The sequence below is a fragment of the Streptosporangium sp. NPDC000509 genome (assembly GCF_042898365.1).
In the GTDB taxonomy this organism is placed as follows: Bacteria; Actinomycetota; Actinomycetes; order Streptosporangiales; family Streptosporangiaceae; genus Streptosporangium.
This window is the reverse complement of record NZ_JBIAYX010000003.1, coordinates 67,117-89,677: the sequence shown is the minus strand read 5'-3', so window position 1 is coordinate 89,677 and position 22,561 is coordinate 67,117. Positions and strand designations below refer to the sequence as shown.

The window sequence follows — 22,561 nt, the reverse complement described above, 5'->3', positions numbered from 1 at the left end:
GGCTCAACGGCCGATGCGGTGGGCCCCCGCGTAGACGTTGAAGCGTTCCTCGCGCAGGAAGCCGACCAGGGTCATCCCGAACTCCCTCGCCAGGTCGACGGCGAGGGAGGATGGCGCGGAGACCGCGCAGACGACCGGCAGGCCCGCGGTGAGGGCCTTCTGCATGATCTCGTAGCTGGTCCGCCCGCTCACCATGAGCACGTGCCCGCCCAGCGGCAGCCTCCCGCCCATCATGGCCCAGCCGACCAGCTTGTCCAGCGCGTTGTGCCGCCCCACGTCCTCGCGGACCGCGAGCAGCTCACCGCCGGGGGTGAACAGGCCGGCCGCGTGCAGCCCTCCGGTCTTGCCGAAGACCCCCTGGGCGCTCCTCAGCCGGTCGGGGAGGTCGTACAGGACCTCGGGGGAGACGAGCAGGTCCTCCTGGTCGGGCAGCGGCGAGCAGCGGCCGCGCAGGGCGTCGAGGCCGGCGGTGCCGCAGACGCCGCACGCGCTCGACGTCACGAAGTGCCGGTCGAGCGAGGGCAGGTCGGGCAGCACGCGACCGCGCAGCCGTACGGTCACCGTGTTGTAGCGCGCCTCCTGCGGCACGTCCTCGTCGGTGCAGTAGGCGATGGACGCGACGTCCGCCGGTGCCGCGACCCCCTCGCCGTACAGGAATCCGGCCGCCAGCTCGAAGTCGTGCCCGGGGGTGCGCATGGTGATCGCGACCGTGCGACGCTCCTCGCCCGCCTGGATGCGGATCTCCATCGGCTCCTCGGTGGCGAGGTCGTCCCGGCGCTCGTGAAGAGTCCCCGCCCGCATCTGCCCGACCCGCGCCCTGGTGGTGGGCCCCGGTCTCCGCGCCGCCTCCACCACCTCGAAGCCCGGATCGTCCCTCGTGCCGGTGGCGTTCCGTGCGCCGAGATGTTTGCTCATGCGTTCATCATCTCTTTTCGCGACCTTCCGCACGGTTTCCCGACCCGGTCAAAGGCCTGCCCTTGCCCGCCGACCCAGACTTCGGTAACAGTATTCCCTGGTCATTGGATTAATTCGGTAACAGGGGGTCGTTAGTGGAGGCAAGATGGCTAAGTGCTCGACTCGCCCTTCACCGATCTTGACCGCCCGCCGCTCTCCCAGGCGGCGCTCACCCGCGCCCTGGTCCGTCCCGGGGGCCTCTGGTCCGGCATCACCGTGGTCGACAGGACCGGATCGACCAACGCCGACCTCGCGCACGCCGTCCGCGACGGCGCGCGGCAGGGAGCCGTCGTCGTCGCCGAGTCCCAGTTCGCCGGGCGCGGCAGGCTCGGCCGCGTCTGGAGCGCTCCGCCGCGTTCCGGCCTGACGTTCTCGGTGCTCCTGCGGCCCGACCCGCCCATGTCCACCCAGGGGTGGCTGCCCCTGCTCGTCGGCCTGGCGGTCGCGTCGGCCGTCCGGAAGGTCGCGGAGGTCGACGTACGGCTCAAGTGGCCCAACGACCTGCTGATCGGCGAACGCAAGCTCGCCGGGGTGCTCGCCGAGCGGATCGACAGCGCGGTGATCGTGGGGGTCGGCCTCAACGTGAGCGTGCGCCCGGAGGAACTGCCGGTGGAGACCGCGACCTCCCTCGCCGTCGAGAAGGCCGTCTGCGTCGACCGCGACCCGATCCTGCGCGCGGTGCTGCGGGAGATCGAGACCCACTACCGCGAGTGGTCGGAGGCGGACGGCGACGTCGAGGCGTGCGGCCTGCGGGCCGCCTATCTCGCGGTCAGCGCCACGGTCGGGCGGGAGGTGAGGGTGGAGCTGCCGGGCGAGCGGGTGCTGACCGGCACCGCCACCGGCGTCGACCGCGCCGGGCACCTGCTCGTCAGCTCCAAGGGGGAGGAGCACACGCTCAGCGCGGGTGACGTCGTGCATGTTCGGCCTCACACCTCGTGACGCAGAGCATGCGCACGTGTCACGATTTGCCCCATGGGTCTACCCGATCACCACATGACGGAGGGGGAGCGACGGATCACGTCGTTCCACCCTCACTGGAAGCGACTCACCGGCCCGTTCCTCATGCTGATCCTGATCAGCGTGGGATCCGGCGCCGCCCTTTACTTCATGCCCGACTTCGAATATCGGCTCTACGCGAGCGTCGCGGTGGCGGTGATCGCCGTCGGCCTGCTGACGGTGTGGTCGTTCATTCCGTACCTGCGCTGGAAGAACGCCGTCTACATCCTCACCTCGCACCGGTTCACCATCAGCACCGGGGTGCTGAACAAGTCCATCGACGACATCCCGATGGTCAAGGTGAACTCGGTCAGCGCCGACCAGACCTTCATGGAGAGGCTCCTGGGCTGCGGCACGCTGGTCGTCGAGTCGGCGAGCGAGCAGGGCCGGATCACGCTGCGGGACATCCCCCACATCCAGGAGGTCCGGGCCGAACTGTTCCGCGCGCTCGACGACGCGCTCGACGGGGAGCCCTCGGAACCCGGACGGTGACCTGTGGGGCGTGATCTCCCAGAACCGGGGGAGGCCGGCGAGGAGAGGGAGGTCCCCGTCGGACGTCCGGCGGCCGAGCGGGCCCGTGCCGGACATCCGGAGGCCGAGCAGGCCCGCGCCGAACGTCCGACGGCCGAGCAGATCGAGCGCCTCTTCGTCGGCGCGTCTCCTCGCTACACCCGGATCCAGGTGGCGAGCCTCGCCCGGGTGCCGCAGGAGCTCACCGAGCGGATCTGGCGCGCGCTGGGGTTCGCCACGCTTCCGGACGACGCCGTGGCCTTCACCGACGCGGACGTGGCCGTGCTGGAGCGGGTCCGGGCGATGATGGAGGGCGACCTGCTGGACGACCAGACCGTCATCCGGATGGCGAGGGCGCTCGGCCAGACGACGGCGAGGCTCGCGCAGTGGCAGGCCGAGATCATGATCGGCGCGATGCTCGACCCGGGCCGCCGCCCCACCGACGGGGACCTGGCGGCGGTCATGGAGACCTCGCGCAGGCTGCTCCCCGACTTCGAGCAGATACTGGTCCACATCTGGCGCGCCCAGCTCGCCGCCGCGGGGACCCGCCTGCTCACGCTCGCCGACATCACCGACGAGATCGTGCCGGACAGGCTCACCCTCGCGGTGGGCTTCGCCGACCTGGTCTCCTTCACCCGGGTCTCGCGCGAGCTGGACGAGCGGGGCCTGGCCGAGCTGGTCGAGGGTTTCGAGTCACGGGCCTCGGACGTGGTCGCCGAGCACGGGGGACGGATGGTCAAGACGCTCGGGGACGAGGTGTTCTTCACGGCGGCCGACCCGAGGAAGGCCGCGGTGATCGCCCTGGACCTGGTCGGCGCGATTCGCAGGTACGGGCCCGAGGTGCGGATCGGGCTCGCGTACGGTCCGGTGCTGCCGATCATGGGCGACGTCTTCGGTACGACGGTCAACCTGGCGGCCAGGCTCACGGCCATCGCCCGCCCCGGCACGGTCGTCGTCGACGACAGGCTGGCCGAGGCGCTGAAGGGCGCGCCCGGTGTCGAGATCGGCCGCATCCGCCAGCGGCCGGCCCGTGGCCTGGGGGTGGTGCAGCCCTACGTGGTGCGCCGGGCTGGTAATCATTGAGTGCCGGGTGCCCAAGTCCGTTCAATCGGTAAGCGGCCCCGTGAAGGTCGAAACCATGACAGATGAGGTGCAGGACATGCCGTACACCGTGCAAGGCGTGGTCGCGCGTGGCAAGGGCGAGCCCGTCTCGCTGGAGACCGTTATCGTGCCGGATCCCGGCCCTGGCGAGGCCGTGGTGACGGTCCAGGCCTGTGGTGTCTGCCACACGGACCTGCACTACCGCGAGGGCGGCATCAACGACGAGTTCCCGTTCCTGCTCGGCCACGAGGCCGCGGGAGTGGTCGAGGCCGTCGGCGAGGGCGTCACCGAGGTGGCCCCCGGTGACTTCGTGATCCTGAACTGGCGGGCCGTCTGCGGCGAGTGTCGGGCGTGCCTGCGAGGCCGTCCCTGGTACTGCTTCAACACCCACAACGCCACCCAGAAGATGACCCTGGAGGACGGCACGCCGCTCAGCCCGGCCCTGGGCATCGGCGCCTTCATCGAGAAGACCCTGGTCGCGGCCGGGCAGTGCACCAAGGTCGACCCTGCGGCACCGGCGCAGGTGGCCGGGCTGCTGGGCTGCGGCGTGATGGCGGGCATCGGCGCGGCGATCAACACCGGCGGCGTGACCCGCGGTGACAGCGTGGCGGTCATCGGATGCGGCGGCGTCGGCGACGCGGCCGTTCTCGGCGCCGCCCTGGCGGGCGCCTCGAAGATCATCGCGGTGGACGTGGACGACCGCAAACTCGCCTGGGCCAAGGAGTTCGGCGCCACCCACACGGTCAACTCCCGCACCTCCGACGTGGTCGAGACGGTCAAGGAGCTCACCGGCGGCAACGGCGCGGACGTGGTCATCGAGGCGGTCGGCCGCCCGGAGACGTACCGGCAGGCCTTCTACGCCCGCGACCTGGCCGGGACCGTCGTCCTGGTCGGGGTGCCCACCCCGGACATGACGCTGGAGCTGCCGCTGCTCGACGTCTTCGGCCGAGGTGGCGCGCTGAAGTCCTCCTGGTACGGCGACTGCCTGCCCAGCCGCGACTTCCCCATGCTCATCGACCTCTACCTCCAGGGGCGGCTCGACCTCGACCGCTTCGTCTCCGAGACGATCGGTCTCGGAGACATCGAGGACGCCTTCGCGAAGATGCACCGCGGCGAGGTCCTGCGTTCGGTGGTGATCCTGTGATCGACAAGGTCGTCACCTCGGGAACGTTCTCGCTGGACGGCGGGACGTGGGACGTCGACAACAACGTCTGGATCGTCGGCTCGGCGAGCGAGGTGCTGATCGTCGACGCCGCCCACGACGCCGCCGCGATCGCCGAGAGGGTGGGTGGCCGCGAGGTCAAGGCCATCGTCTGCACCCACGCGCACAACGACCACATCGACGCGGCGGCCGACCTCGCCGAGCGGACGGGCGCGCCGATCCTGCTCCACCCGGCCGACCAGGTGCTGTGGGAGATGGTCTACACCGACCTGCCGTACACCCCGCTCAAGGACGGGCAGGTGCTCTCGGCCGGCGGAGTCGAGCTGACCGTGCTGCACACGCCCGGCCACGCTCCGGGTGCGGTCTGCCTGTACGGGGCGGAGATCGGCGCGGTCTTCACCGGCGACACCCTGTTCAACGGGGGGCCCGGCGCGACGGGGAGGTCCTTCTCCTCCTTCGACACGATCATCGAGTCGATCACGGCGAAGCTGCTCACCCTGCCGCCGGGGACGGCCGTGCACACCGGTCACGGCGAGTCCACCTCCATCGGCGCGGAGGCGGGGCACCTGGAGGAATGGCTCGCCAGGGGCCACTGACCCGCGTCTTTCCGCACTCGATCCGCTCACGCGTCCCGGCCTTCGCCGGGGCGCGTTCGCGTTTCCCGCTCCCCTGCCCCGGTGGCGTGTCCACGGGTCCCCTTCCCGGGTTTCCGGCGGACCTTTTCCGGTGATCGCCCGCCAGGCGGCCCTGAGGTCGTGAGGTTTTTCGCACGTCGACCGGTTGCCGCCCGGGTGGGAACTTCGGACCGATGACAGAGAGATTAAGGTCGTGTGCCCTAGTTCACATAGGCAAGGCTTACCAAATGAGCTAGTTTAGGTGTGCCTAACCTATGGTAGCCTCCAGAAAGGTCGCACTCCCGTGTACGTATGCCTCTGCCGCGCGGTGACCGAGAACGAGGTGCACGACTGCATCTCGGCAGGGGCCAGAAGCGCGCGCCAGATCCGCGATGCCACGGGCGCCGGCGGCGACTGTGCTTCTTGCGTGCGAAAAATCTGTGCGATCCTGAAGCGGTCTGAAGATTTGATGCCGACCGCATAGCACGAGGAGCCCGCCATGCAGGGCGACAAGAAAATCATCGAACTGCTCAACGAGCAGCTGACCGCGGAGCTGACCGCGATCAACCAGTACTTCCTGCACGCCAAGATGCAGGAGAACTGGGGGTATACCCGGCTGGCCAAATACACCCGCGAAGAGTCCATCGACGAGATGCGCCACGCGGAGAAGCTCACCGACCGCATCCTCTTCCTTGAAGGACTGCCCAACTACCAGAAGCTGGGCACCCTCCACATCGGCCAGACCGTCGCCGAGCAGCTCCGCGCCGACCTGGACGTCGAGCTTGAGGTCGTCAACCGGCTGAAGCCCGCCATCGTCCTGATGCGCGAGAAGGGCGACACCACCTCGGCCCGGCTCTTCGAGGAGATCCTGGAGGACGAGGAGCACCACATCGACTACCTGGAGACCGAGCTGGGTCTCATCGGGAGCCTCGGGGAGCAGCTCTACCTCGCCCGCTACGCAGAGCCGCCCTCGGCGTCTTGAGGTAATAAAGCATGAACACGCCCACCAGATCCCCTCTGGTGGGCGTGTTCTGTTTTGTCGCCTCACCCTTTTGGGGCGCTGTGCTTTCCAGGCACTTCCAATGCGGGAGACCTACTCCGTGGCCCTCGGCCGTTGCGGGATGACTATCCGGGATTTATCAGTGTTTGCCCAGGTCAATGGATAGGTCAACGACGAGTCAAACCGCGCGCTGTACCCGGGAAACGATCCTCTAAGGTCCTACGATCGCAACATGACCTGTGTACTACTCGCCGAGGATGACACCTCGATTTCCGAGCCACTGGCGCGAGCTCTGCGCCGCGAGGGTTATCAAGTAGAGGTGAGCCCTGATGGCCCGCAGGCTCTGGAGCGGGCTCTGTCGGGTGGCATAGACCTGATCGTTCTCGATCTGGGCCTGCCCGAGATGGACGGCCTGGAGGTGGCCCGGCGCATTCGCGCCGAGGGCCACGGGACTCCCGTGCTGATCCTCACCGCCCGTGTCGACGAGGTCGACACGGTGGTGGGCCTCGACGCCGGGGCCGACGACTATGTCACCAAGCCTTTCCGCCTCGCCGAGCTGCTGGCGCGCGTCCGCGCGCTCCTGCGGCGCGGTACGTCCGAGACGCCCGTGGTCCAGGGCGTGCGCATCGACGCCGACTCACGTCGCGCGTGGATGGGAGACAAGGAGTTGCATCTGACCACCAAGGAGTTCGATCTGCTGAGGGTCCTGGTCCGGGACGCGGGAAAGGTGGTCACTCGCGAGCAGATCATGCGCGAGGTGTGGGACACCAACTGGTGGGGGTCGACCAAGACCCTGGACATGCACATCTCGTGGCTCCGCAGGAAACTCGGTGACGACGCCGCCAAGCCCCGATACATCACGACCGTTCGAGGAGTCGGCTTCAGGTTCGAGCGCGAGTAGGGGATGCGTCGCCGCCTGCTCTCCTCAACCCTCCTCGTCGCGTTCATCGGGGTGTTGCTGCTCGGCATCCCCCTCGGTGTGGCGGTCAACCGGCTCATCGAGGAGGAGGCGACCCAGGAGCTCTCCTCGCACGCCAGAAGCCTGCTGGGGGAGGTCGAGTACGCCCGGATCCAGGATCAGCCCGTCGACGAGCACCAGCTGCAGCGCAAGTATTCCGATCTCTACATTCAGATTTACGCGAAAGGGACGCCGCCCCAGGTGATAACGGTGGGCACCGAGCCCCCCGAGAACCAGAAGATGACCGAGGACGCGCAGTCGGAGAACGGCGTGTACGTCGCGGTCAGCCGGGACAAGACGGAAGTGGAGCGCGAGGTCCGCGCGTGGTTGTTCCTCATCCTGGGACTCGCCGCGGCTGCCCTCGCGGTCGCGGTGGGGCTCGCCATAGTGCAGTCGCGCCGCCTGAGCTTACCGCTCAGCGACCTTGCGATGATCGCTGAGCGGCTCGGTTCCGGCGACGCCAGACCGAGCAAGCACCGCTACGGCATCCAGGAGCTCGATCGGGTGGCCGAGGTGCTCGATCGCAGCGCGACCCGCATCTCCGACCTCCTGTCCAGGGAGCGGGAGTTCGCCACCGACGCCTCCCACCAGCTGCGCACCCCGCTCACCGGCCTGACCATGAGACTTGAGGAGATCGTCGCCGCCGCCGACGAGCCGGGCATCGTCAAGGAGGAGGGCGAGGCCGCGATCGTGCAGGCCGAACGGCTCACCGCCGTGATCGACGAGCTGCTGGCCACCGCCAGAAGGCAGCGTCAGGCACAGTCCGAGGTCGTCGAGCTCGACACGCTGCTCGACCAGCAGTTCATCGAGTGGGGCCCCGCGTTTCGCAGGGCCGGGCGGCGGCTCAGCCTGACCGGTACGCGCGGGCTCCAGGCGCTGGGCACCGGTGGCGGCATCGGCCAGGTGATCTCCACCCTGCTGGAGAACTCGCTGAAGCACGGAGACGGCACGGTGACCGTGACCACCTGCACCAAGGAGAGGTCCGTCGTGATCGAGGTGGCCGACGAGGGCAGGGGCATCACCGACGACCTGGTTCCGCGGGTCTTCGAGCGGAACGTGAGCGGGGGCGGCGGCACCGGGCTCGGCCTGCCCCTCGCCAGGGCACAGGCCGCGGCGGACGGCGGACGTCTGGAGCTCGTGAAGGCGCGTCCCGCGACGTTCGCGCTCTTCCTGCGTCAGGTGGGCGAGACCGTCAGGAACCGCGTCGTCCGCGGGCCCGCCTGACCGCGGCCGGCCGGCGCGCCCCGATCGAAGCAGGACTCGTTTCCGCGGGTGCCATCTCGTGGCCGTCCGATCCGGTGCGGCGGACGATCACCCCGGGTCGAGGGAACGCGCGGATCAGCCGGACTGGCGCGGGCCGGTGGGGGGCGTGTTCTCTTCCGCCGACTTGCCCAGGAGATACATGTGGCCGTTGACCTGGCTGTTCGGCGCCGCCGACCGGTTGGGCGGCGTACCGGGCACGGGCTCCGCCTGCCCCACGGGCGGCGAGATCGGCAGGAAGACCCACTTCTTGTACGACCAGAACCTGAACAGGGTCCCGAGGGCGGTACCGGTGAGCAGGGCGATGTTGTAACTCAGCACGTCCTGCAGGCCCAGGGTGTAGGTCACGAAGCCGATCACCAGCAGCGAGATCAGCAGGCCGATGCCGTTGAGGACGAAGAACAGGAAGTACTCGCGGGCGAGGCCGCTCTGCTCGCGGTGCCTGAACGTCCAGTAGCGGTTTCCCAGGTAGGCCAGGGTCGCCGCGACGATCGTGGCGATCACCTTGGAGGTGAGCGGTCCCCAGCCGAGACCGAACCTGAGCAGGTTGGTGCCGCCGGTGTCGACCACGAAGGCGATCGCGCCGATCGTCCCGAACTTCGCCAGCTCGCGCGCCAGGTCGGCGAGCCGCCGGTAGGCGTGTCGGAGAAACTCCACGTTTCCTGCACGGTCCTTTCGGGGGTCGGCCGCCGATCCGCCGCTTCGGAGGATCTCGAACACTCTTCGGGTCAGGTTACCGGTGAGGAGGCGTGATCCGCGCGAGGTTGACTCGTCGGTGTAGATATCCGTCAGCAAGTGGCTTTTCAACAAATGTCTCATAACACGGGATAAATGAGGGCGGTGACGTTACGCTGACCCGGTAGATCACGGGAAGCCCTCGGCAGCTCCGCCTCCCGTGGTCGGTCCAGACGGACTGCCGTACGCGACGGCCACTACCCCGGGGATCCACCCTTGCGCCGCCGACTCCTCGCCTTGATCCTGGGCCTGTCGATGACGACCGCCTGCGGTGCGGGGAGCGAGACGCGGGTCACCACCCCCGAGGCCGGCGGCCCGTCGCGCGAGGCGTCCACCGAGGTGGAGCTCGGCGAGGCGACCGACGCCCTCGCGCTGCTGAGCAGGCTCGACGACGCCTGGCGCGACAAGGACTGCGCGACGGTCGAGAGGCTCACCACCTGGGCGGAGAGAGCGCTGGGCGGTCGTGCCTGTGAGGCGACCCGGAACGGCCGCCCAGCCCCCGCCAGGAAGTCCTACAGCGTGGCGGAGTTGTACCTGCCGGGCGCCGTCGGCGAGGACCGCTGGTTCGTCGCCCTGGCCCGAGAGCCCGACCCGGCCTACTTCCTCTTCGTCCAGGAGGGCGGCGAGTGGCGGCTCGGCGCCGGGCCCATCCCGATCAGGGGCGAGATCCGCGAGCCGACCGAGGGCGCGGTGCCCGCCGACGACCCGTCGGTGGGGGTGAAGGCCCGCCTTGTGCCGCAGCGCTACCTGGCCTACCTGACCGACCCGGCGGGGGTGAGCGGGGTGACCTTCCCCAAGGGCGACCCGGCCCGTGATCTCTTCGGTGATCTGGTCAGGCGCCCGCAGAGCGTGCGGCCCGACCGTCTCACCACCGAGGTCCGCCTGCTCGTCGGCCCCCAGCGCGCGCTGCTGCTGCCCGGCGGCGGTGCCCTGGTCATCCACGCCCTGGAGATCGAACACCGGCAGAGGGCCCGTGAGGGGCGCTCCGCCCTGGCCCGCCCCCTCTACGGCAAGGCCGACCTGCGCGGTTTCACCGGCAGGACCAGAACCGCCAGGCTGACCGGGACCGAGGTCGTGCTCGTCGCCACCGAGATCATGGGCAAGGGTGCCGAACTCGCCACCACCGGCCTGCGCCGCGGCCTCGCCACCCTCACGGCGGACTGACCTCACCCCGTCACGCCCCTGTCACAACGTCCGCCGGCCACCTGCCGTCCGCCCGACGCCTGGCCGCGCATCGTACGACGGTAAACTTAACCGCTGTGAGCAGCCCTTCTTTGGCCAGTCCCATCGGACCCGTCGTCGGCGTGATCGGAGCGGGCCAGCTGGCCCGGATGACGCAGCAGGCGGCGATCGCCCTCGGCATCGAGCTGCGGGTCCTGGCCAACTCGCCCGACGAGAGTGCCGCCCGTGTGATCGCCGACGTGCGCCTGGGCGACTACCGGTCGCTGGCGGACCTGCGCGATCTCGCCAAGGGGTGTGACGCGGTCACGTTCGACCACGAGCACGTGCCCACCGAGCACGTCCGCGCCCTGGCCGAGGACGGCTTCGCCGTGCGTCCCGGCGCGGAGGCGCTCGTCCACGCCCAGGACAAGGCCGTGATGCGCGAGCGGCTGACCGCGATCGGCGTCCCCTGCCCACCCTGGCGGCGGGTCGAGACGGTCGCCGACGTCGAGGAGTTCGCCGCGGAGAACGGCTGGCCGGTCGTGCTCAAGGCGGTCAGGGGCGGCTACGACGGGCGCGGGGTCTGGGTCTGCCACTCGGCGGGCGAGACGACCGAGGTCCTCGCCTCCGGCGTACCGCTGATGGCCGAGGGGTTCGTGCCGTTCGAGCGGGAGCTCGCCGTGCTGGTCGCCAGGTCGCCGCACGGGCAGGGGGTCAGCTACCCGGTGGTGGAGACCGTCCAGCGCGACGGCATCTGCGTCGAGGTGCTCGCCCCGGCTCCCGGCCTCGACCCCGAGTGGGCCGCGGTGGCCCAGCGGATCGCCCTGACCATCGCCAAGGAGCTGGGCGTGACCGGGCTGCTCGCCGTGGAGATGTTCGCCACCCCCTCGGGGCTGGTGGTGAACGAGCTGGCGATGCGCCCGCACAACAGCGGCCACTGGACGATCGACGGGGCCCGCACCTCCCAGTACGAGCAGCACCTGCGTGCGGTCCTCGACCTTCCGCTCGGGTCGCCCGCGCCGACCGCCCCCGTGGTGGTGATGGCGAACCTCCTGGGCGGCGACGACCCCGACATCTTCTCCCGGTACGAGCACGTGATGGCCCACGACCCGGGGATCAAGGTCCACTTCTACGGCAAGGAGGTGCGGCCGGGGCGCAAGATCGGCCACGTCACCGCCATGGGAACCGACCTTGACGAGGTCCGGGCGCGTGCCAGGCACGCCGCGGTCTATCTCGCCGAGGGAAGATACACCTGAGCTCGCTTCGGGACACCTCGCTGTCGGGGGCCGTCGGGGCCGTGCCGGTGGAACACCCCGGCACCACCGAGGTCCCGAACGCCGGAAGGCCCGGGAGGGTGAAGGCTCCGGCGGCACAGCAGACCGCTGCCCCCGGGCGGGGCAGGACACCAACGCGAACGCGCGGCCGGTCGGTCGCGACGAGGCACAGGGAGAAAGCATGACCACCGTCGGCATCGTCATGGGCAGCGACTCCGACTGGCCGGTGATGAGACTCGCCGCCGAGGCGCTCGCCGAGTTCGGGGTGGCGTTCGAGGCCGACGTGGTCTCCGCGCACCGCATGCCCGAGGAGATGATCGCGTACGGCGCGGAAGCGGCCGGGCGCGGTCTGAAGGTGATCATCGCGGGCGCCGGGGGAGCCGCCCACCTGCCGGGCATGCTCGCCTCGGTGACCCCCCTGCCGGTGATCGGCGTCCCCGTCCCGCTGAAGTATCTCGACGGCATGGACTCTCTGCTCTCGATCGTCCAGATGCCCGCCGGGGTCCCGGTCGCGACGGTCGCCGTCGGGGGTGCCCGCAACGCGGGCCTGCTGGCCGTACGGATCCTCGCCGCCGCCGACGAGGGGTTGCGGGCGAAGATGGAGGCGTTCCAGGTCGCTCTCAAGGACCAAGCCCATGCCAAAGGCGCGAAACTTCGCGCCGAAGCCGCCCAGCTCGGCGCCTGATATGGCCGCTTTTGGCCAATGGCTTGACAACAATGCGGATATACGGAGATGCGGAGGGAAGGAGAAGATCTCCACAGACTTTGGAGGTGGGGATCATGAGGAACGCTATCCGCGCCGTCCTCGGGCTCACAGTGGCGGTGCTGGCGGTGTTCGGAAGCCTGGGCATGGGTGAGAGCCAGAAGACCACCGACTCCGCCGTGAGTTCCGTCTCGACGCGCTGACTTCCTGGTACTCCGGCTTGGTTTCTTCGTCGTTGCGGGTGCCTCTAACGACCCGGATACTGTGTGCGTGGAGCCCGCCACCCGTTCGCGGAGCCGTCACCGGAGAGCACGTCACCGAGCTCGTCCTCGGGACGTGACAGAGACGTGACAGGGGCGTGTCGGCGTTGCGGGGGCGATCCGCGCGAATGACCGCGCCCGTTGTGGGCGACCGCCGACATAGCGAGGGTGATGACGACGTGGAAGCAGACCTCAGCAACGCCGTCTGGCGCAAGGCGGCCCCGGAGGGGGACGACAGCGGTCCCTGCGTCGAGGTGGCCGTTGTCGACGCTCCCGAGGAGGGCCACAAGGCCGGGTCGGGTTCTCTTTACGTATTGCGCGATTCCAAGAATCCCGACGGACCGAAGCTGTTCTTCACCCGTTCGGAGTGGGACGCCTTCGTCGGGGGCGTGAAACTCGGCGAGTTCGACAACTGACCCGACGGGATCGGGGCGGGTAAAAGGCCCTCGTCGGTGACGGGGGCCTTCTCGCTGCGCGCTTCCAGGGCTTCTTCCTCGTCGCCGCGATCGGATCGCCCGCCGGGTCGACCCGGTGAAAGGTGCGCCGCCCTCGGGGTTCACGCTTCGGCCGCCGCTCTCCCGTGAGGGTAAAAACCCTTTTGTCGAAAGAAAAGAAAGAGCTGGTTCTGTGAGGCGGCCCGCCCTGCTGCAGTGCGAGCGACTTCACCGTAATCGCCGCCAAAAGCGTTATATGGATAACTTGGGGATGATTTGGTGTTTTTTGCCATGAAATGCCGAATATCGTAGTAATTGTCATGTCCAAGGGATTACTACGAGAGAGGTGTCCCGATGGGTATCACGATGTTCCCGGGGGGTGCTTGGCCGGCTCACGACCCGCACTGGCACCACCACCATCACCGTCACTTCCGTCGCCGCAGGCGCTGGCATCGTAGGTATCACTGGGGCGGTTGGAACTGGTGACCTGAGAGACAGTGGTGACCGACGCGATATCCGAGAAGTCGACGCCTACCCGGCCTGTTTCCGGCACAAACCGGGAACCCGCCGTCGTGTCCGCTCCGCCTGCCAGGTGAGCGGACCTCGCGACGTCCATGCCCTTCTGGCGGGACTGGCGGGTTCGCTTCAGGGCGACATGCCCCAACCCGGGAGAAATGCGGCAATGTGCACCCGGCCGTGTCGTCAGGGTCGCCTTGGAACGACCCTGACGAGGGGAGGGGCGGAAAGGGACGGCCGCGCGGGATGACGCGCTGTGCTCAGGGGCGGCCCAGAGCGCGATAGTGCCAGCCGGAGGCCCGCCAGGTCTCGGCGTCGAGGGCGTTACGACCATCAACGATCTTGCGGGAGATCACCACGGAACCCAGCTCCTCGGGATCCATCGCGACGAACTCCTGCCACTCGGTCAGCAGCAGCACGACGTGGGCGTTTTTGGCCGCGTCCAGGGCCGAGGTGCCGTAGGCGAGTCCGGGGTGGGCCTTGCGGGCGTTCTCCTGGGCGACGGGATCGTAGACGGTGACCCGGCCACCCTGCTCGCTGATCTTGACGGCGACGTCCAGGGCGGGCGAGTCGCGGATGTCGTCGGAGTTGGGCTTGAACGCGGCGCCGAGCACCGCGACCGTACAGCCGCGGAAGGAGCCTCCGGCCAGCTCGCGGGCGAGGTCGACCATGCGGGCGCGGCGGCGCATGTTGATCGCGTCGACCTCCCGCAGGAAGGTCAGTGCCTGGTCGGCGCCGAGCTCACCGGCCCGGGCCATGAAGGCGCGGATGTCCTTGGGCAGGCAGCCGCCGCCGAAGCCGAGACCGGGGTTGAGGAACTTGCCGCCGATGCGGTCGTCGAAGGACAGCGCGAGGGAGAGCTGCTTGACGTCGGCGTGGGCGGCCTCGCAGACCTCGGCCATCGCGTTGATGAAGGAGATCTTCGTGGCGAGGAAGGCGTTGGCGGCCACCTTGACCAGCTCCGCCGTGGGGTAGTCGGTGATCACCATCGGGGTGCCCATCTCCAACATGGAGGCGTACACCTCCCGCATGACCTTCTCGGCCCGGTCGGAGGCGACACCGAGCACGATCCTGTCGGGGTGGAGGGTGTCCTTCACCGCGAAGCCCTCACGAAGGAACTCGGGGTTCCATGCGAGCTCGGCGCCCGCGCCGATGGGGGCGAGCCGGGCCAGCTTGTCGGCGAGGCGCTGCGCGGTGCCGACCGGGACGGTCGACTTGCCGACGATCAGGCACTCTCGGTCCAGGTGGGGGGCGAGCGACTCGATCGCGGCGTCCAGGTAGGACACGTCCGCGGCGTACTCTCCCGGTTTCTGCGGCGTGCCCAGGCACAGGAAGTGCACGTCGCCGAAGGCCGCTGCCTCCTCGTACGAGGTGGTGAAGCGCAGTCGGCCGTTGGCCAGGTTGCGCTGCAGGATCTCCTGTAGGCCCGGTTCGTAGATGGGCAGATCGCCGGCCCGGAGGCGGTCGATCTTCTCCGCGTCGATGTCGAGGCTGAGGACTTCGAAGCCCAACTCGGCCATGCACGCGGAAGTCGTCGCACCGAGATATCCGGTTCCCACCATCGTGAGGCGGTAGGCCACTGGTGCTCCCTTCGTTCTGCCCAATTCTTTGCCGACAGAGTATCGGCACCTTGTGGTTCCACTTTGCCACCTGCGCAAACGCCGCAGGGCATACCACATGGGGTGGAGCGCTCCATGTTTTGTTGGACGTCCTAGTATTTTCCCATGAGCTACCCTCTCTACGCACTGCCCGAGGAGCACGAGATGCTCCGCGAGACGGTCCGCGCTCTCGCCGACGAGAAGATCGCCCCTCGCGCCGCCGAGGCCGACGAGACCGGGGAGTTTCCCTGGGACGTCTACAAGGCGCTCGTCGCGGCGGACCTGCACGCCGTGCATGTCCCCGAGGAGTACGGGGGCGCCGGCGCCGACGCCCTCGCGGCGGTGATCGTCATCGAGGAGGTGGCGCGGGCCTGCGCCTCGTCCTCGCTGATTCCCGCCGTCAACAAGCTCGGTACCGTTCCGCTGATGCTCGCGGCCTCCGAGGAGCTCAAGCGGGACTATCTCCCGCCGGTCGCGCGGGGTGACGCGATGTTCTCGTACGCCCTCTCGGAGGCCGAGGCGGGCAGCGACGCCGCCGCCATGAAGACCCGTGCGGTCCTCGACGGCGACCACTACGTGCTCAACGGCGCCAAGATGTGGATCACCAACGCCGGGGTGTCGGAGTACTACACGGTGATGGCCGTCACCGAGCCGGGCGTCGGGGCGAAGGGCATCTCCGCGTTCGTCGTGGAAAAGGGCGACGAGGGCGTCAGCTTCGGGGCGAAGGAGCGCAAGCTCGGCATCAAGGGCTCCCCGACCCGCCAGGTCATCCTGGAGAACGTGCGGATCCCCGCGTCCCGGATGATCGGCGAGCCGGGCACCGGTTTCAAGACCGCCCTCGCCACCCTGGACCACACCCGCGTCACCATCGCCGCCCAGGCGCTCGGCATCGCCCAGGGCGCGCTGGACTACGCGATCGGCTACGTCAAGGAGCGCAGGCAGTTCGGCAAGGCCGTCGCCGACTTCCAGGGCGTGCAGTTCATGGTCGCCGACATGGCGATGAAGCTGGAGGCCGCACGCCAGCTCACCTACGCCGCCGCCGCCAAGTCGGAACTCGCCATGCACGGCGAACCGCAGAAGGACCTCACCTTCCTCTCCAGCGCCGCCAAGTGCGCCGCCTCCGACGCCGCGATGGAGATCACCACCGACGCGGTCCAGCTTCTGGGCGGGTACGGCTACACCAGCGACTACCCGGTCGAGCGCATGATGCGCGACGCGAAGATCACCCAGATCTACGAGGGCACCAACCAGATCCAGCGCATGGTGATGGCTCGGCAGCTGTTGAAGTAGACCGTCGACCAGCGGAAACCCGGTCCGAACCATGCCCGTGGACCGGGTTTCGCGTGTGCCTCCGGGTTTCGGCCTGGTCGGTGTGGGGTGGCCTTCGGCACCTGCCGCAAGATTGAGCGAACCGGCGGACGTGATCGCCGTCGCCGATGAAAGTTACATCGGCGACGGTGATTCACGGTCGCCGATGTAAGCGATTTCCTTCCTCGATCCGCCCGGAGCACGGGCTGATCCGGCAGGGATCCGGTGCGTCGCGAGCGCCGTGTGGAGGACTGCGCCTAGCCGTCGGCGACCGGCGCGACGCCGGAGACGTCGGCTCCTGACCTGCAAGATCGGACCCACTGTCCGCCGGGTCGCATCGTGCGCATGAGCGACGGGCCCCTGCCACGCCCCGCGAGAGGTCCACCGTGTCGTGGAAGATCATCTGATGTCGTGGCGCCGGGATGGACAAAGGTGTGCCTCGCCCGCTCCGTGGACTATTGCGAGACATCCCTGTTAATGGGACATTACACCCAGACATCAGTCGGCATACGTCATACGTTACGAAACAGTAACGCTGCGTCTGCCACGGATTCTTTGGGGCGCGCTATGAGGAGACCTCTCGCGCCCCGGCGGCGATGACCCTCGTCAGCGCGGCGCCGGGGTGGGCGACCAGGGTTCCTTCGGCGCCGACGAGATCGTCCTTCGCGTACCGGAGAGCCCGTGAGCCGCCTGGGCGAATGCTCGGTGCCCGCGAAGACCGGCCGGCATCGCTCATCCCGCGACAAGAACGTTCGGCTTCACCGACGACGAGTCTGCCGACGCCGCGCTCCACCGGCGCTCGCCGCGTATGGCGTGAGAGGCGGTCGGCCCCCGAACGGCCCTCCGATCGATGTCCTCAACCGCAAGACAGGCGTCACATCCGCGCGACGGCACACCCCGATGAGTTCTACGGCGACGGGTGATCACGCGGCGACCACTCTGCTCGGAATCAGCGAAAGGAACAGAGCGTGAAGTCAGCCTCGTCCACCACTGGGAAGGTGTTAGCAGCGCTCGCGGTGTTCGCCGCCGCGGTGCTGCCGACCTTCGTGGGTAATACCTCGGCCTCGGCGGCGGCCCAGGCGACCTACTACGTCGCCCCCGACGGCAACGACGCCAACCCGGGAACGATCACGTCGCCGTTCAGAACCCTGCAGCGCGCGCGGGACGTCGTCCGTACGGTGAACGCCAACATGACGGACGACATCTACGTGTATCTCCGCGGGGGCAACTACTCGATCGGCAGCACCGTCGACTTCACGTCGGCCGACTCCGGCACGAATGGTTACCGGGTCATATACGCCGCGTACCAGAACGAGACGCCGATCCTCAGCGGAGGCGTTCAGGTGACCGGATGGACGCAGCACAGCGGCAACATCTGGAAAGCCCCGCTGAATCGCAGCAACAAGCTTCGCGCGCTCTACGTCAACGACAAGCGAGCGTTCATGGCTTCGAAGACGATGAACTCCGCGGGATGCTACGGCACCTACAGCATCACGGCAGGGCAGGCGTCCTGGGCGTGGGAGTCGGGTTCGCAGTGCGCGGGAGTGAAGTACAACCTGAATGATTTTCCCGCCATCGCCGCCAATCAGGACGACATCGAAATCGAGACGGGGACGACCTGGACCACGGCCATCGTGGGAGCCCGGCAGGTCACCTCTGACGGGGCGAACCGGATCGTCCAGTTCCAGCAGCCGGGAGCGGCCATCGCCCAGGGGGCCTTCAACGGCAACGCCCAGATCAACGGCAGCCACAAGGTCATGAACGCCTATGAGTTCCTGGACGCGCCGGGCGAGTTCTTCTTCGACAAGACGAGCCGGACGCTGTACTACTACAAGGCGAGCTCCGAGAACATGACCACCGCGACGGTTTTCGCGCCGAACAACGTGTCCACCCTCCTCAGGGTCGCCGGCACCTCCACGAGCAGTCGCGCCCGGAACATCACCTTCTCCGGCCTCACGGTCCAGCACTCCGACTGGAACCTGTTCAACGTGGCCGGCTCGGTGCTCAAGCAGGCGCAGCAGGGCAACCTCGGCGCGCAGGCGTACGCCAGGCAGAACTTCCACGTCTACTACTACCGCAACGTCGACATGGCGCCCGGCATCATCCAGATCGAGAACGCCGACGGGCTCGTCCTGCAGAACAACCGGGTGCAGCACACCGGCGTCGACGGAATCAACATGGTCAACGACGTGGTGAACACGAAGCTGATCGGAAACTACACGAACGACATCGCCGGATCCGCCATCGCCGTGGGCCATCCCCAGCACGTCTACATCGGGGACCACACCTCGACGAACCGCGAGAAGTATCCCGCCCAGGTCGAAGGCGCGCCCAAGAACATCGAGATCAAGAACAACTACATCTACGACAGCGCCGTGTTGTTCAACGGGCACAGCCCCATCTCGGCGTACTTCGCCGACGGCCTGTCCATCCAGCGCAACCGCATCGAGAAGACCCCGTGGTCCGGTGTGACGCTCGGCTGGGGATGGTGGAACTTCGACGGATCGTCAGGCTCGATCGCGCCCAACCGGCCGACCACCACGGCGAAGAACAACACCATCAGCTACAACCACTTCATCGACACGGTGCAGCGCCTGAGCGACACGGCTCCCGTCTACACGCTGGGCAACCAGCCGGGAACCACGATCACCAACAACTACATGCAGGGCGTCCCGTCCGGCCACAAGTACGGACTCCACCCGGACGAGGGCTCGGGGAACATGGTTTTCCGCGACAACCTCCTGAGCGTGGACAAGAACATCACGTGGCTCATCAACTCCGACGACTTCGGGCGCAAGCACGATCTGAGCATCACGCAGACGTACGGCCCCATCAACAAGGTCTCCAACAAGAACCTGCCGAACAGCACGGTCCACGACATCCTCGTGTCCTCCGACTACGTCTGGCCGTCGCAGGCGTACAGCATCGCGGTGAATTCCGGACTTGAGGACGCGTACCGAAACATCATTCCGCAGAGCAATCTTTCCCTGCCGGATTACGTCCTGCCCGCCAGCACCGTCGTCAGCGCCGGTGCGACGTCGATTCCCATCCGCAGCGCCGGTGACGCGAGCAAGTCGGTCTGGCTCGCTCCCCTGGGTACGACGTCCTTCGCCGCCGGCAACACGATGACCAGGGCGAGCGGAACCGCGACCTCCATCGCCGTTCCGACGTCGAACGGTGAATATCGGCTCTACGTCGTGGACGCCCAGGGGAACCGGTCGGCCGAGTCGAAGTCGCTCGTCAGGCAGGGAAGCGGCGGAAGCAACCAGCAGAACGGCACGATCGTGGGCGGCCAGTCGGGTCGATGCGTGGACATCAACGGCGGCACGGCGACCAACGGCGCTCAGGCGCAGCTGTGGGACTGCAACGGCGGCACCGGCCAGCGGTGGACGTACACCTCGGGCAAGCAGCTGCAGGTGTTCGGCAACAAGTGCCTGGACGCCTACGGCCAGGGCACCTCGAACGGCACTCAGGTCGTGATCTGGGACTGCAACGGACAGACCAACCAGCAGTGGAACGTCAACTCCAACGGCACCATCACCGGTGTGCAGTCCGGGTTGTGCCTGGACGCCAACGGTGCCGGCACCGCCAACGGTACGAGGATGATTCTGTGGGCGTGCAACGGCGGCACGAACCAGCAGTGGAGCCTGCGCAACTGACGTGAGCTCCCACCGGGCCGCGGGCGGTCGTACGCGCCGCCCGCGACCCACCTCGGCGACGTTCGGGATCTTCTCCGAGGCCGATGCCGCGTTGGCGATACGACCCGTCGGAGCAGGTCGGGGAAACGGAACGCGGCATGCCCGCGGAACGGATCCGGCCGGTTTCCGGCGCCGGAAACCGGCCTGGTGGAGGGCGCGGGCATACTGGGGGCGTGCCACGACGTGATCCACGGTCCCGAGTCCGTTTCGCGCCCACCGCCTCGTGTCCGTGCGGGCTGCCCGCGCCGTACGGGGACTGCTGCGGGCGGTTGCACCGCGGGGAGGCGTCCGCGACGACGGCCGAGGCGTTGATGCGGTCGAGGTTCAGCGCCTTCAGCGTCGGCGACGCCGGCTACCTCCTGCGCACCTGGCACCCGTCGACGCGCCCGCCCGCCGTCGACCTCGGTGGCGGGCTGCGGTGGACGCGACTGGAGGTGACGGAGACGACCGGCGGCAGCGCCTTCCACACCGAGGGCACCGTCCGCTTCCGCGCCCACTACGTCGAGCACGGCGAAGAGGGCCACCTGGAGGAGCACAGCCGCTTCGTCCGGCACGGGGGAGACTGGGTGTACGTCGGGGCGCTCTGAGAGCCTCGTTCTCCGGCGTCGAGGCGTCCTGAGAGCCTCGTTCCCCAAGGTCGAGGCGCTTGGAGAAAGGCCGTCCGACGACTCCGGGCCGCTCTGAAACGGCTTTCGCCATGTCGTGGCCGTTGTGGCCGCGGCGCTCACGCAGGGTCCTCATAGGACAGCCCTTTGAGCCGGAAAATCCTCGGACTCCCCGCCACTTTCAACGTATAGCGGACAGGGGGGCTTGCGGCAAGGCCCCGGGGACGGTCCAGAATTCGGGGCCGTGAGCCGAAGCGGCACATCGCGAACGGGGACGGACGCCCGTGCGGGCTCACGTTGACCACACCTCGGCCGATCGTGACCGAGGCTGTCGCGGGAGGGGGAGTTTCGATGCGTGTTCTGCTGTCGACGATCGGGTCGCGCGGTGACGTCCAGCCGGTGGTGGCGCTGGCGGTGCGGTTGAGGGAACTCGGGGAGGAGGTCCGGGTGTGCGCGCCTCCCGACTTCCGCGACTGGATCGACGGCCTCGGGATCCCGTTCGCGCCCCTCGGCCCCGAGTTGCGCTCGACCGGGAAGGCCGACCCGACGGCGGCCCCGCCCTCGCCCGAGCAGCGGCGCCGGATGGCGGAGGCTTCGATCGCCGACCAGTTCGAGACGCTGCTGGCGGCGGCCGAGGGCTGCGACGTCATTGTGACGGGCGGGTACCTGGTGGTGGCCGCTCGTTCGGTGGCCGAACGGAAGGGGATCCGCTACGTCTTCGCCGGTTATTGCCCGGTAGCCTTGCCCTCCCCCCATCACGCGCCGCCGCCCCTGCCGATGCGAGGAGACGCGCCGACGGACGGTACGGTCGGCAACCGCGTGCTCTGGGAGCGGGACGCGCGACGCTGGAACGACATCTTCGGCGCCGCTCTCGACTCCCATCGGGCGTCGGTCGGCCTGGCTCCCGTCGGCGACGTGCGAGGCCACGTGTTCACCGGCAGGCCCTGGTTGGCCGCCGACCCAATGCTGGGGCCCTGGCCGGGGGACCCGGAGGTGGTCCAGACGGGCGCCTGGATCCTGCCGGACGAGCGTCCGTTCTCCGCGGAACTGGAGGCGTTCCTCGACGCCGGTGAACCGCCGGTCTATTTCGGCTTCGGCAGCATTCGCGCCCCGCGGGACCTCGGCAGGACGATGGTCGAGACGGCCCGCGCGCTCGGGCGCCGCGCGGTCGTGCTGCGCGGATGGGCCGACCTGGCACCGCTGGACGACGAGCCGGACTGCCTGTCCGTCGGGGAGGTGAACCAGCAGGCGCTCTTCCGGCGGGTCGCGGCCGTCGTGCACCACGGCGGTGCGGGAACCACCACCGCGGCCGCGCGAGCCGGGGCGCCCCAGGTCGTCATCCCTCAGCAGTTCGACCAGCACTACTGGGCGCGGCGGGTCGACGACCTCGGGACCGGAACCGCGCACTCGCCCGGCACGCCGACCACCGGTTCGCTGACCGAGGCCCTCGACCGCGCCCTCCGACCGGACGTGGCGGCCCGCGCCCGATCCCTCGCCGACACGGTACGCGCGGACGGGGCGGACACCGCCGCGCGGCTGCTGATCGCCGCGGATTCTCCAAGCCCTCGGCCGAGCGGATCTCCAGGCGCCTGACTCTCACCGGCACAGGTAGCCGCCACCTTCGGGCCGTGACCATGCCATACGGGTGCGGCACCCTGCGCTCATGTGCCGGGAACACGATTCCCCGAGGAAGGGACGCCTCGGGACGGCTTCT

Annotated in this window: 21 protein-coding genes; 18 read left to right on the top strand and 3 right to left on the bottom strand. The window is 68.6% G+C overall.

What is annotated here, in order from left to right:
- Positions 1–3: 3 nt before the first annotated feature.
- Positions 4–915, bottom strand: a complete 912-nt coding sequence (gene fdhD, locus ACFY3D_RS06665) for a formate dehydrogenase accessory sulfurtransferase FdhD (RefSeq protein ID WP_389975781.1) — start codon at positions 913–915, stop codon at positions 4–6.
- A gap of 153 nt (positions 916–1,068) precedes the next feature.
- On the opposite strand from fdhD, the gene ACFY3D_RS06660 reads away from it, so the two are divergent.
- The 9 genes from ACFY3D_RS06660 (at position 1,069) to ACFY3D_RS06620 (ending at position 8,519) form a co-directional block, all read left to right on the top strand.
- Complete coding sequence (locus tag ACFY3D_RS06660; protein ID WP_362896315.1) at positions 1,069–1,893, top strand: biotin--[acetyl-CoA-carboxylase] ligase; 825 nt, start codon at positions 1,069–1,071, stop codon at positions 1,891–1,893.
- A 33-nt stretch (positions 1,894–1,926) separates the two neighbouring features.
- A complete protein-coding gene (locus ACFY3D_RS06655) occupies positions 1,927–2,442 on the top strand; it encodes a PH domain-containing protein (protein WP_362896317.1) in 516 nt (171 codons plus the stop codon).
- Positions 2,443–2,583: 141 nt separating this feature from the next.
- Positions 2,584–3,543 (top strand): adenylate/guanylate cyclase domain-containing protein, encoded by a 960-nt coding sequence (locus ACFY3D_RS06650; protein ID WP_389976590.1) that lies wholly within the window; start codon positions 2,584–2,586, stop codon positions 3,541–3,543.
- A gap of 76 nt (positions 3,544–3,619) precedes the next feature.
- Positions 3,620–4,705 carry an S-(hydroxymethyl)mycothiol dehydrogenase gene (locus tag ACFY3D_RS06645; RefSeq protein WP_350946609.1) on the top strand — a complete coding sequence of 362 codons (1,086 nt, stop codon included), beginning with the start codon at positions 3,620–3,622 and terminating at the stop codon, positions 4,703–4,705.
- Positions 4,702–5,319, top strand: a complete 618-nt coding sequence (locus tag ACFY3D_RS06640; protein ID WP_389774139.1) for an MBL fold metallo-hydrolase — start codon at positions 4,702–4,704, stop codon at positions 5,317–5,319. The genes ACFY3D_RS06645 and ACFY3D_RS06640 overlap by 4 nt, the downstream gene beginning before the upstream one ends.
- Positions 5,320–5,599: 280 nt before the next feature.
- On the top strand, positions 5,600–5,821 hold the full coding sequence (locus ACFY3D_RS06635; protein WP_362502459.1) for a (2Fe-2S)-binding protein: 222 nt from the start codon (positions 5,600–5,602) through the stop codon (positions 5,819–5,821).
- Between the two features lie 15 nt (positions 5,822–5,836).
- Complete coding sequence (gene bfr, locus ACFY3D_RS06630; RefSeq protein ID WP_389975778.1) at positions 5,837–6,319, top strand: bacterioferritin; 483 nt, start codon at positions 5,837–5,839, stop codon at positions 6,317–6,319.
- Positions 6,320–6,569: 250 nt separating this feature from the next.
- Positions 6,570–7,238 (top strand): response regulator transcription factor, encoded by a 669-nt coding sequence (locus ACFY3D_RS06625; protein WP_012888073.1) that lies wholly within the window; start codon positions 6,570–6,572, stop codon positions 7,236–7,238.
- Positions 7,239–7,241: 3 nt separating this feature from the next.
- Positions 7,242–8,519, top strand: coding sequence for an ATP-binding protein (locus ACFY3D_RS06620; RefSeq protein ID WP_389975775.1), 1,278 nt, complete (start codon positions 7,242–7,244; stop codon positions 8,517–8,519).
- 114 nt (positions 8,520–8,633) lie between these two features.
- Here ACFY3D_RS06620 and ACFY3D_RS06615 read toward each other — a convergent pair whose 3' ends face one another.
- On the bottom strand, positions 8,634–9,212 hold the full coding sequence (locus ACFY3D_RS06615) for a GtrA family protein (RefSeq protein WP_389975772.1): 579 nt from the start codon (positions 9,210–9,212) through the stop codon (positions 8,634–8,636).
- Between the two features lie 294 nt (positions 9,213–9,506).
- On the opposite strand from ACFY3D_RS06615, the gene ACFY3D_RS06610 reads away from it, so the two are divergent.
- The 5 genes from ACFY3D_RS06610 (at position 9,507) to ACFY3D_RS06590 (ending at position 13,104) form a co-directional block, all read left to right on the top strand.
- A complete protein-coding gene (locus tag ACFY3D_RS06610) occupies positions 9,507–10,454 on the top strand; it encodes a hypothetical protein (protein ID WP_389975768.1) in 948 nt (315 codons plus the stop codon).
- Positions 10,455–10,621: 167 nt separating this feature from the next.
- Complete coding sequence (locus tag ACFY3D_RS06605; RefSeq protein ID WP_389774253.1) at positions 10,622–11,707, top strand: 5-(carboxyamino)imidazole ribonucleotide synthase; 1,086 nt, start codon at positions 10,622–10,624, stop codon at positions 11,705–11,707.
- A gap of 199 nt (positions 11,708–11,906) precedes the next feature.
- The gene (gene purE / locus ACFY3D_RS06600) at positions 11,907–12,410 is read left to right on the top strand and encodes a 5-(carboxyamino)imidazole ribonucleotide mutase (RefSeq protein ID WP_350946425.1); all 504 of its coding nucleotides are present in this window, start codon (positions 11,907–11,909) and stop codon (positions 12,408–12,410) included.
- Between the two features lie 95 nt (positions 12,411–12,505).
- Entirely contained in the window at positions 12,506–12,631 is a 126-nt protein-coding gene (locus tag ACFY3D_RS06595; RefSeq protein WP_362502443.1) for a hypothetical protein, read from the top strand.
- Positions 12,632–12,867: 236 nt separating this feature from the next.
- Positions 12,868–13,104, top strand: coding sequence for a DUF397 domain-containing protein (locus ACFY3D_RS06590; RefSeq protein ID WP_350946427.1), 237 nt, complete (start codon positions 12,868–12,870; stop codon positions 13,102–13,104).
- Between the two features lie 794 nt (positions 13,105–13,898).
- Here ACFY3D_RS06590 and ACFY3D_RS06585 read toward each other — a convergent pair.
- Positions 13,899–15,200 carry a UDP-glucose dehydrogenase family protein gene (locus ACFY3D_RS06585; protein WP_389976585.1) on the bottom strand — a complete coding sequence of 434 codons (1,302 nt, stop codon included), beginning with the start codon at positions 15,198–15,200 and terminating at the stop codon, positions 13,899–13,901.
- A 162-nt stretch (positions 15,201–15,362) separates the two neighbouring features.
- On the opposite strand from ACFY3D_RS06585, the gene ACFY3D_RS06580 reads away from it, so the two are divergent.
- From ACFY3D_RS06580 to ACFY3D_RS06565, 4 genes are all read left to right on the top strand, one after another.
- Positions 15,363–16,526, top strand: a complete 1,164-nt coding sequence (locus ACFY3D_RS06580; RefSeq protein ID WP_350946428.1) for an acyl-CoA dehydrogenase family protein — start codon at positions 15,363–15,365, stop codon at positions 16,524–16,526.
- A gap of 986 nt (positions 16,527–17,512) precedes the next feature.
- A complete protein-coding gene (locus ACFY3D_RS06575) occupies positions 17,513–20,203 on the top strand; it encodes a ricin-type beta-trefoil lectin domain protein (protein WP_389975765.1) in 2,691 nt (896 codons plus the stop codon).
- Between the two features lie 212 nt (positions 20,204–20,415).
- Positions 20,416–20,829 carry a YchJ family protein gene (locus ACFY3D_RS06570; protein ID WP_389975763.1) on the top strand — a complete coding sequence of 138 codons (414 nt, stop codon included), beginning with the start codon at positions 20,416–20,418 and terminating at the stop codon, positions 20,827–20,829.
- Between the two features lie 369 nt (positions 20,830–21,198).
- Positions 21,199–22,440: a glycosyltransferase gene (locus ACFY3D_RS06565; protein ID WP_389975760.1), complete on the top strand. Its 1,242-nt coding sequence runs from the start codon at positions 21,199–21,201 to the stop codon at positions 22,438–22,440.
- Positions 22,441–22,561: the final 121 nt, after the last annotated feature.

Excerpts from the sequence above, each read along its gene's own strand:
- fdhD (WP_389975781.1), bottom strand. The coding sequence starts at position 915 with ATGAGCAAACATCTCGGCGCACGGAACGCCACCGGCACGAGGGACGAT.
- ACFY3D_RS06655 (WP_362896317.1), top strand. The coding sequence starts at position 1,927 with ATGGGTCTACCCGATCACCACATGACGGAGGGGGAGCGACGGATCACG.
- ACFY3D_RS06645 (WP_350946609.1), top strand. The coding sequence starts at position 3,620 with ATGCCGTACACCGTGCAAGGCGTGGTCGCGCGTGGCAAGGGCGAGCCC.
- bfr (WP_389975778.1), top strand. The coding sequence starts at position 5,837 with ATGCAGGGCGACAAGAAAATCATCGAACTGCTCAACGAGCAGCTGACC.
- ACFY3D_RS06625 (WP_012888073.1), top strand. The coding sequence starts at position 6,570 with ATGACCTGTGTACTACTCGCCGAGGATGACACCTCGATTTCCGAGCCA.
- ACFY3D_RS06620 (WP_389975775.1), top strand. The coding sequence starts at position 7,242 with ATGCGTCGCCGCCTGCTCTCCTCAACCCTCCTCGTCGCGTTCATCGGG.
- ACFY3D_RS06605 (WP_389774253.1), top strand. The coding sequence starts at position 10,622 with ATGACGCAGCAGGCGGCGATCGCCCTCGGCATCGAGCTGCGGGTCCTG.
- purE (WP_350946425.1), top strand. The coding sequence starts at position 11,907 with ATGACCACCGTCGGCATCGTCATGGGCAGCGACTCCGACTGGCCGGTG.
- ACFY3D_RS06595 (WP_362502443.1), top strand. The coding sequence starts at position 12,506 with ATGAGGAACGCTATCCGCGCCGTCCTCGGGCTCACAGTGGCGGTGCTG.
- ACFY3D_RS06585 (WP_389976585.1), bottom strand. The coding sequence starts at position 15,200 with ATGGTGGGAACCGGATATCTCGGTGCGACGACTTCCGCGTGCATGGCC.
- ACFY3D_RS06580 (WP_350946428.1), top strand. The coding sequence starts at position 15,363 with ATGAGCTACCCTCTCTACGCACTGCCCGAGGAGCACGAGATGCTCCGC.
- ACFY3D_RS06565 (WP_389975760.1), top strand. The coding sequence starts at position 21,199 with ATGCGTGTTCTGCTGTCGACGATCGGGTCGCGCGGTGACGTCCAGCCG.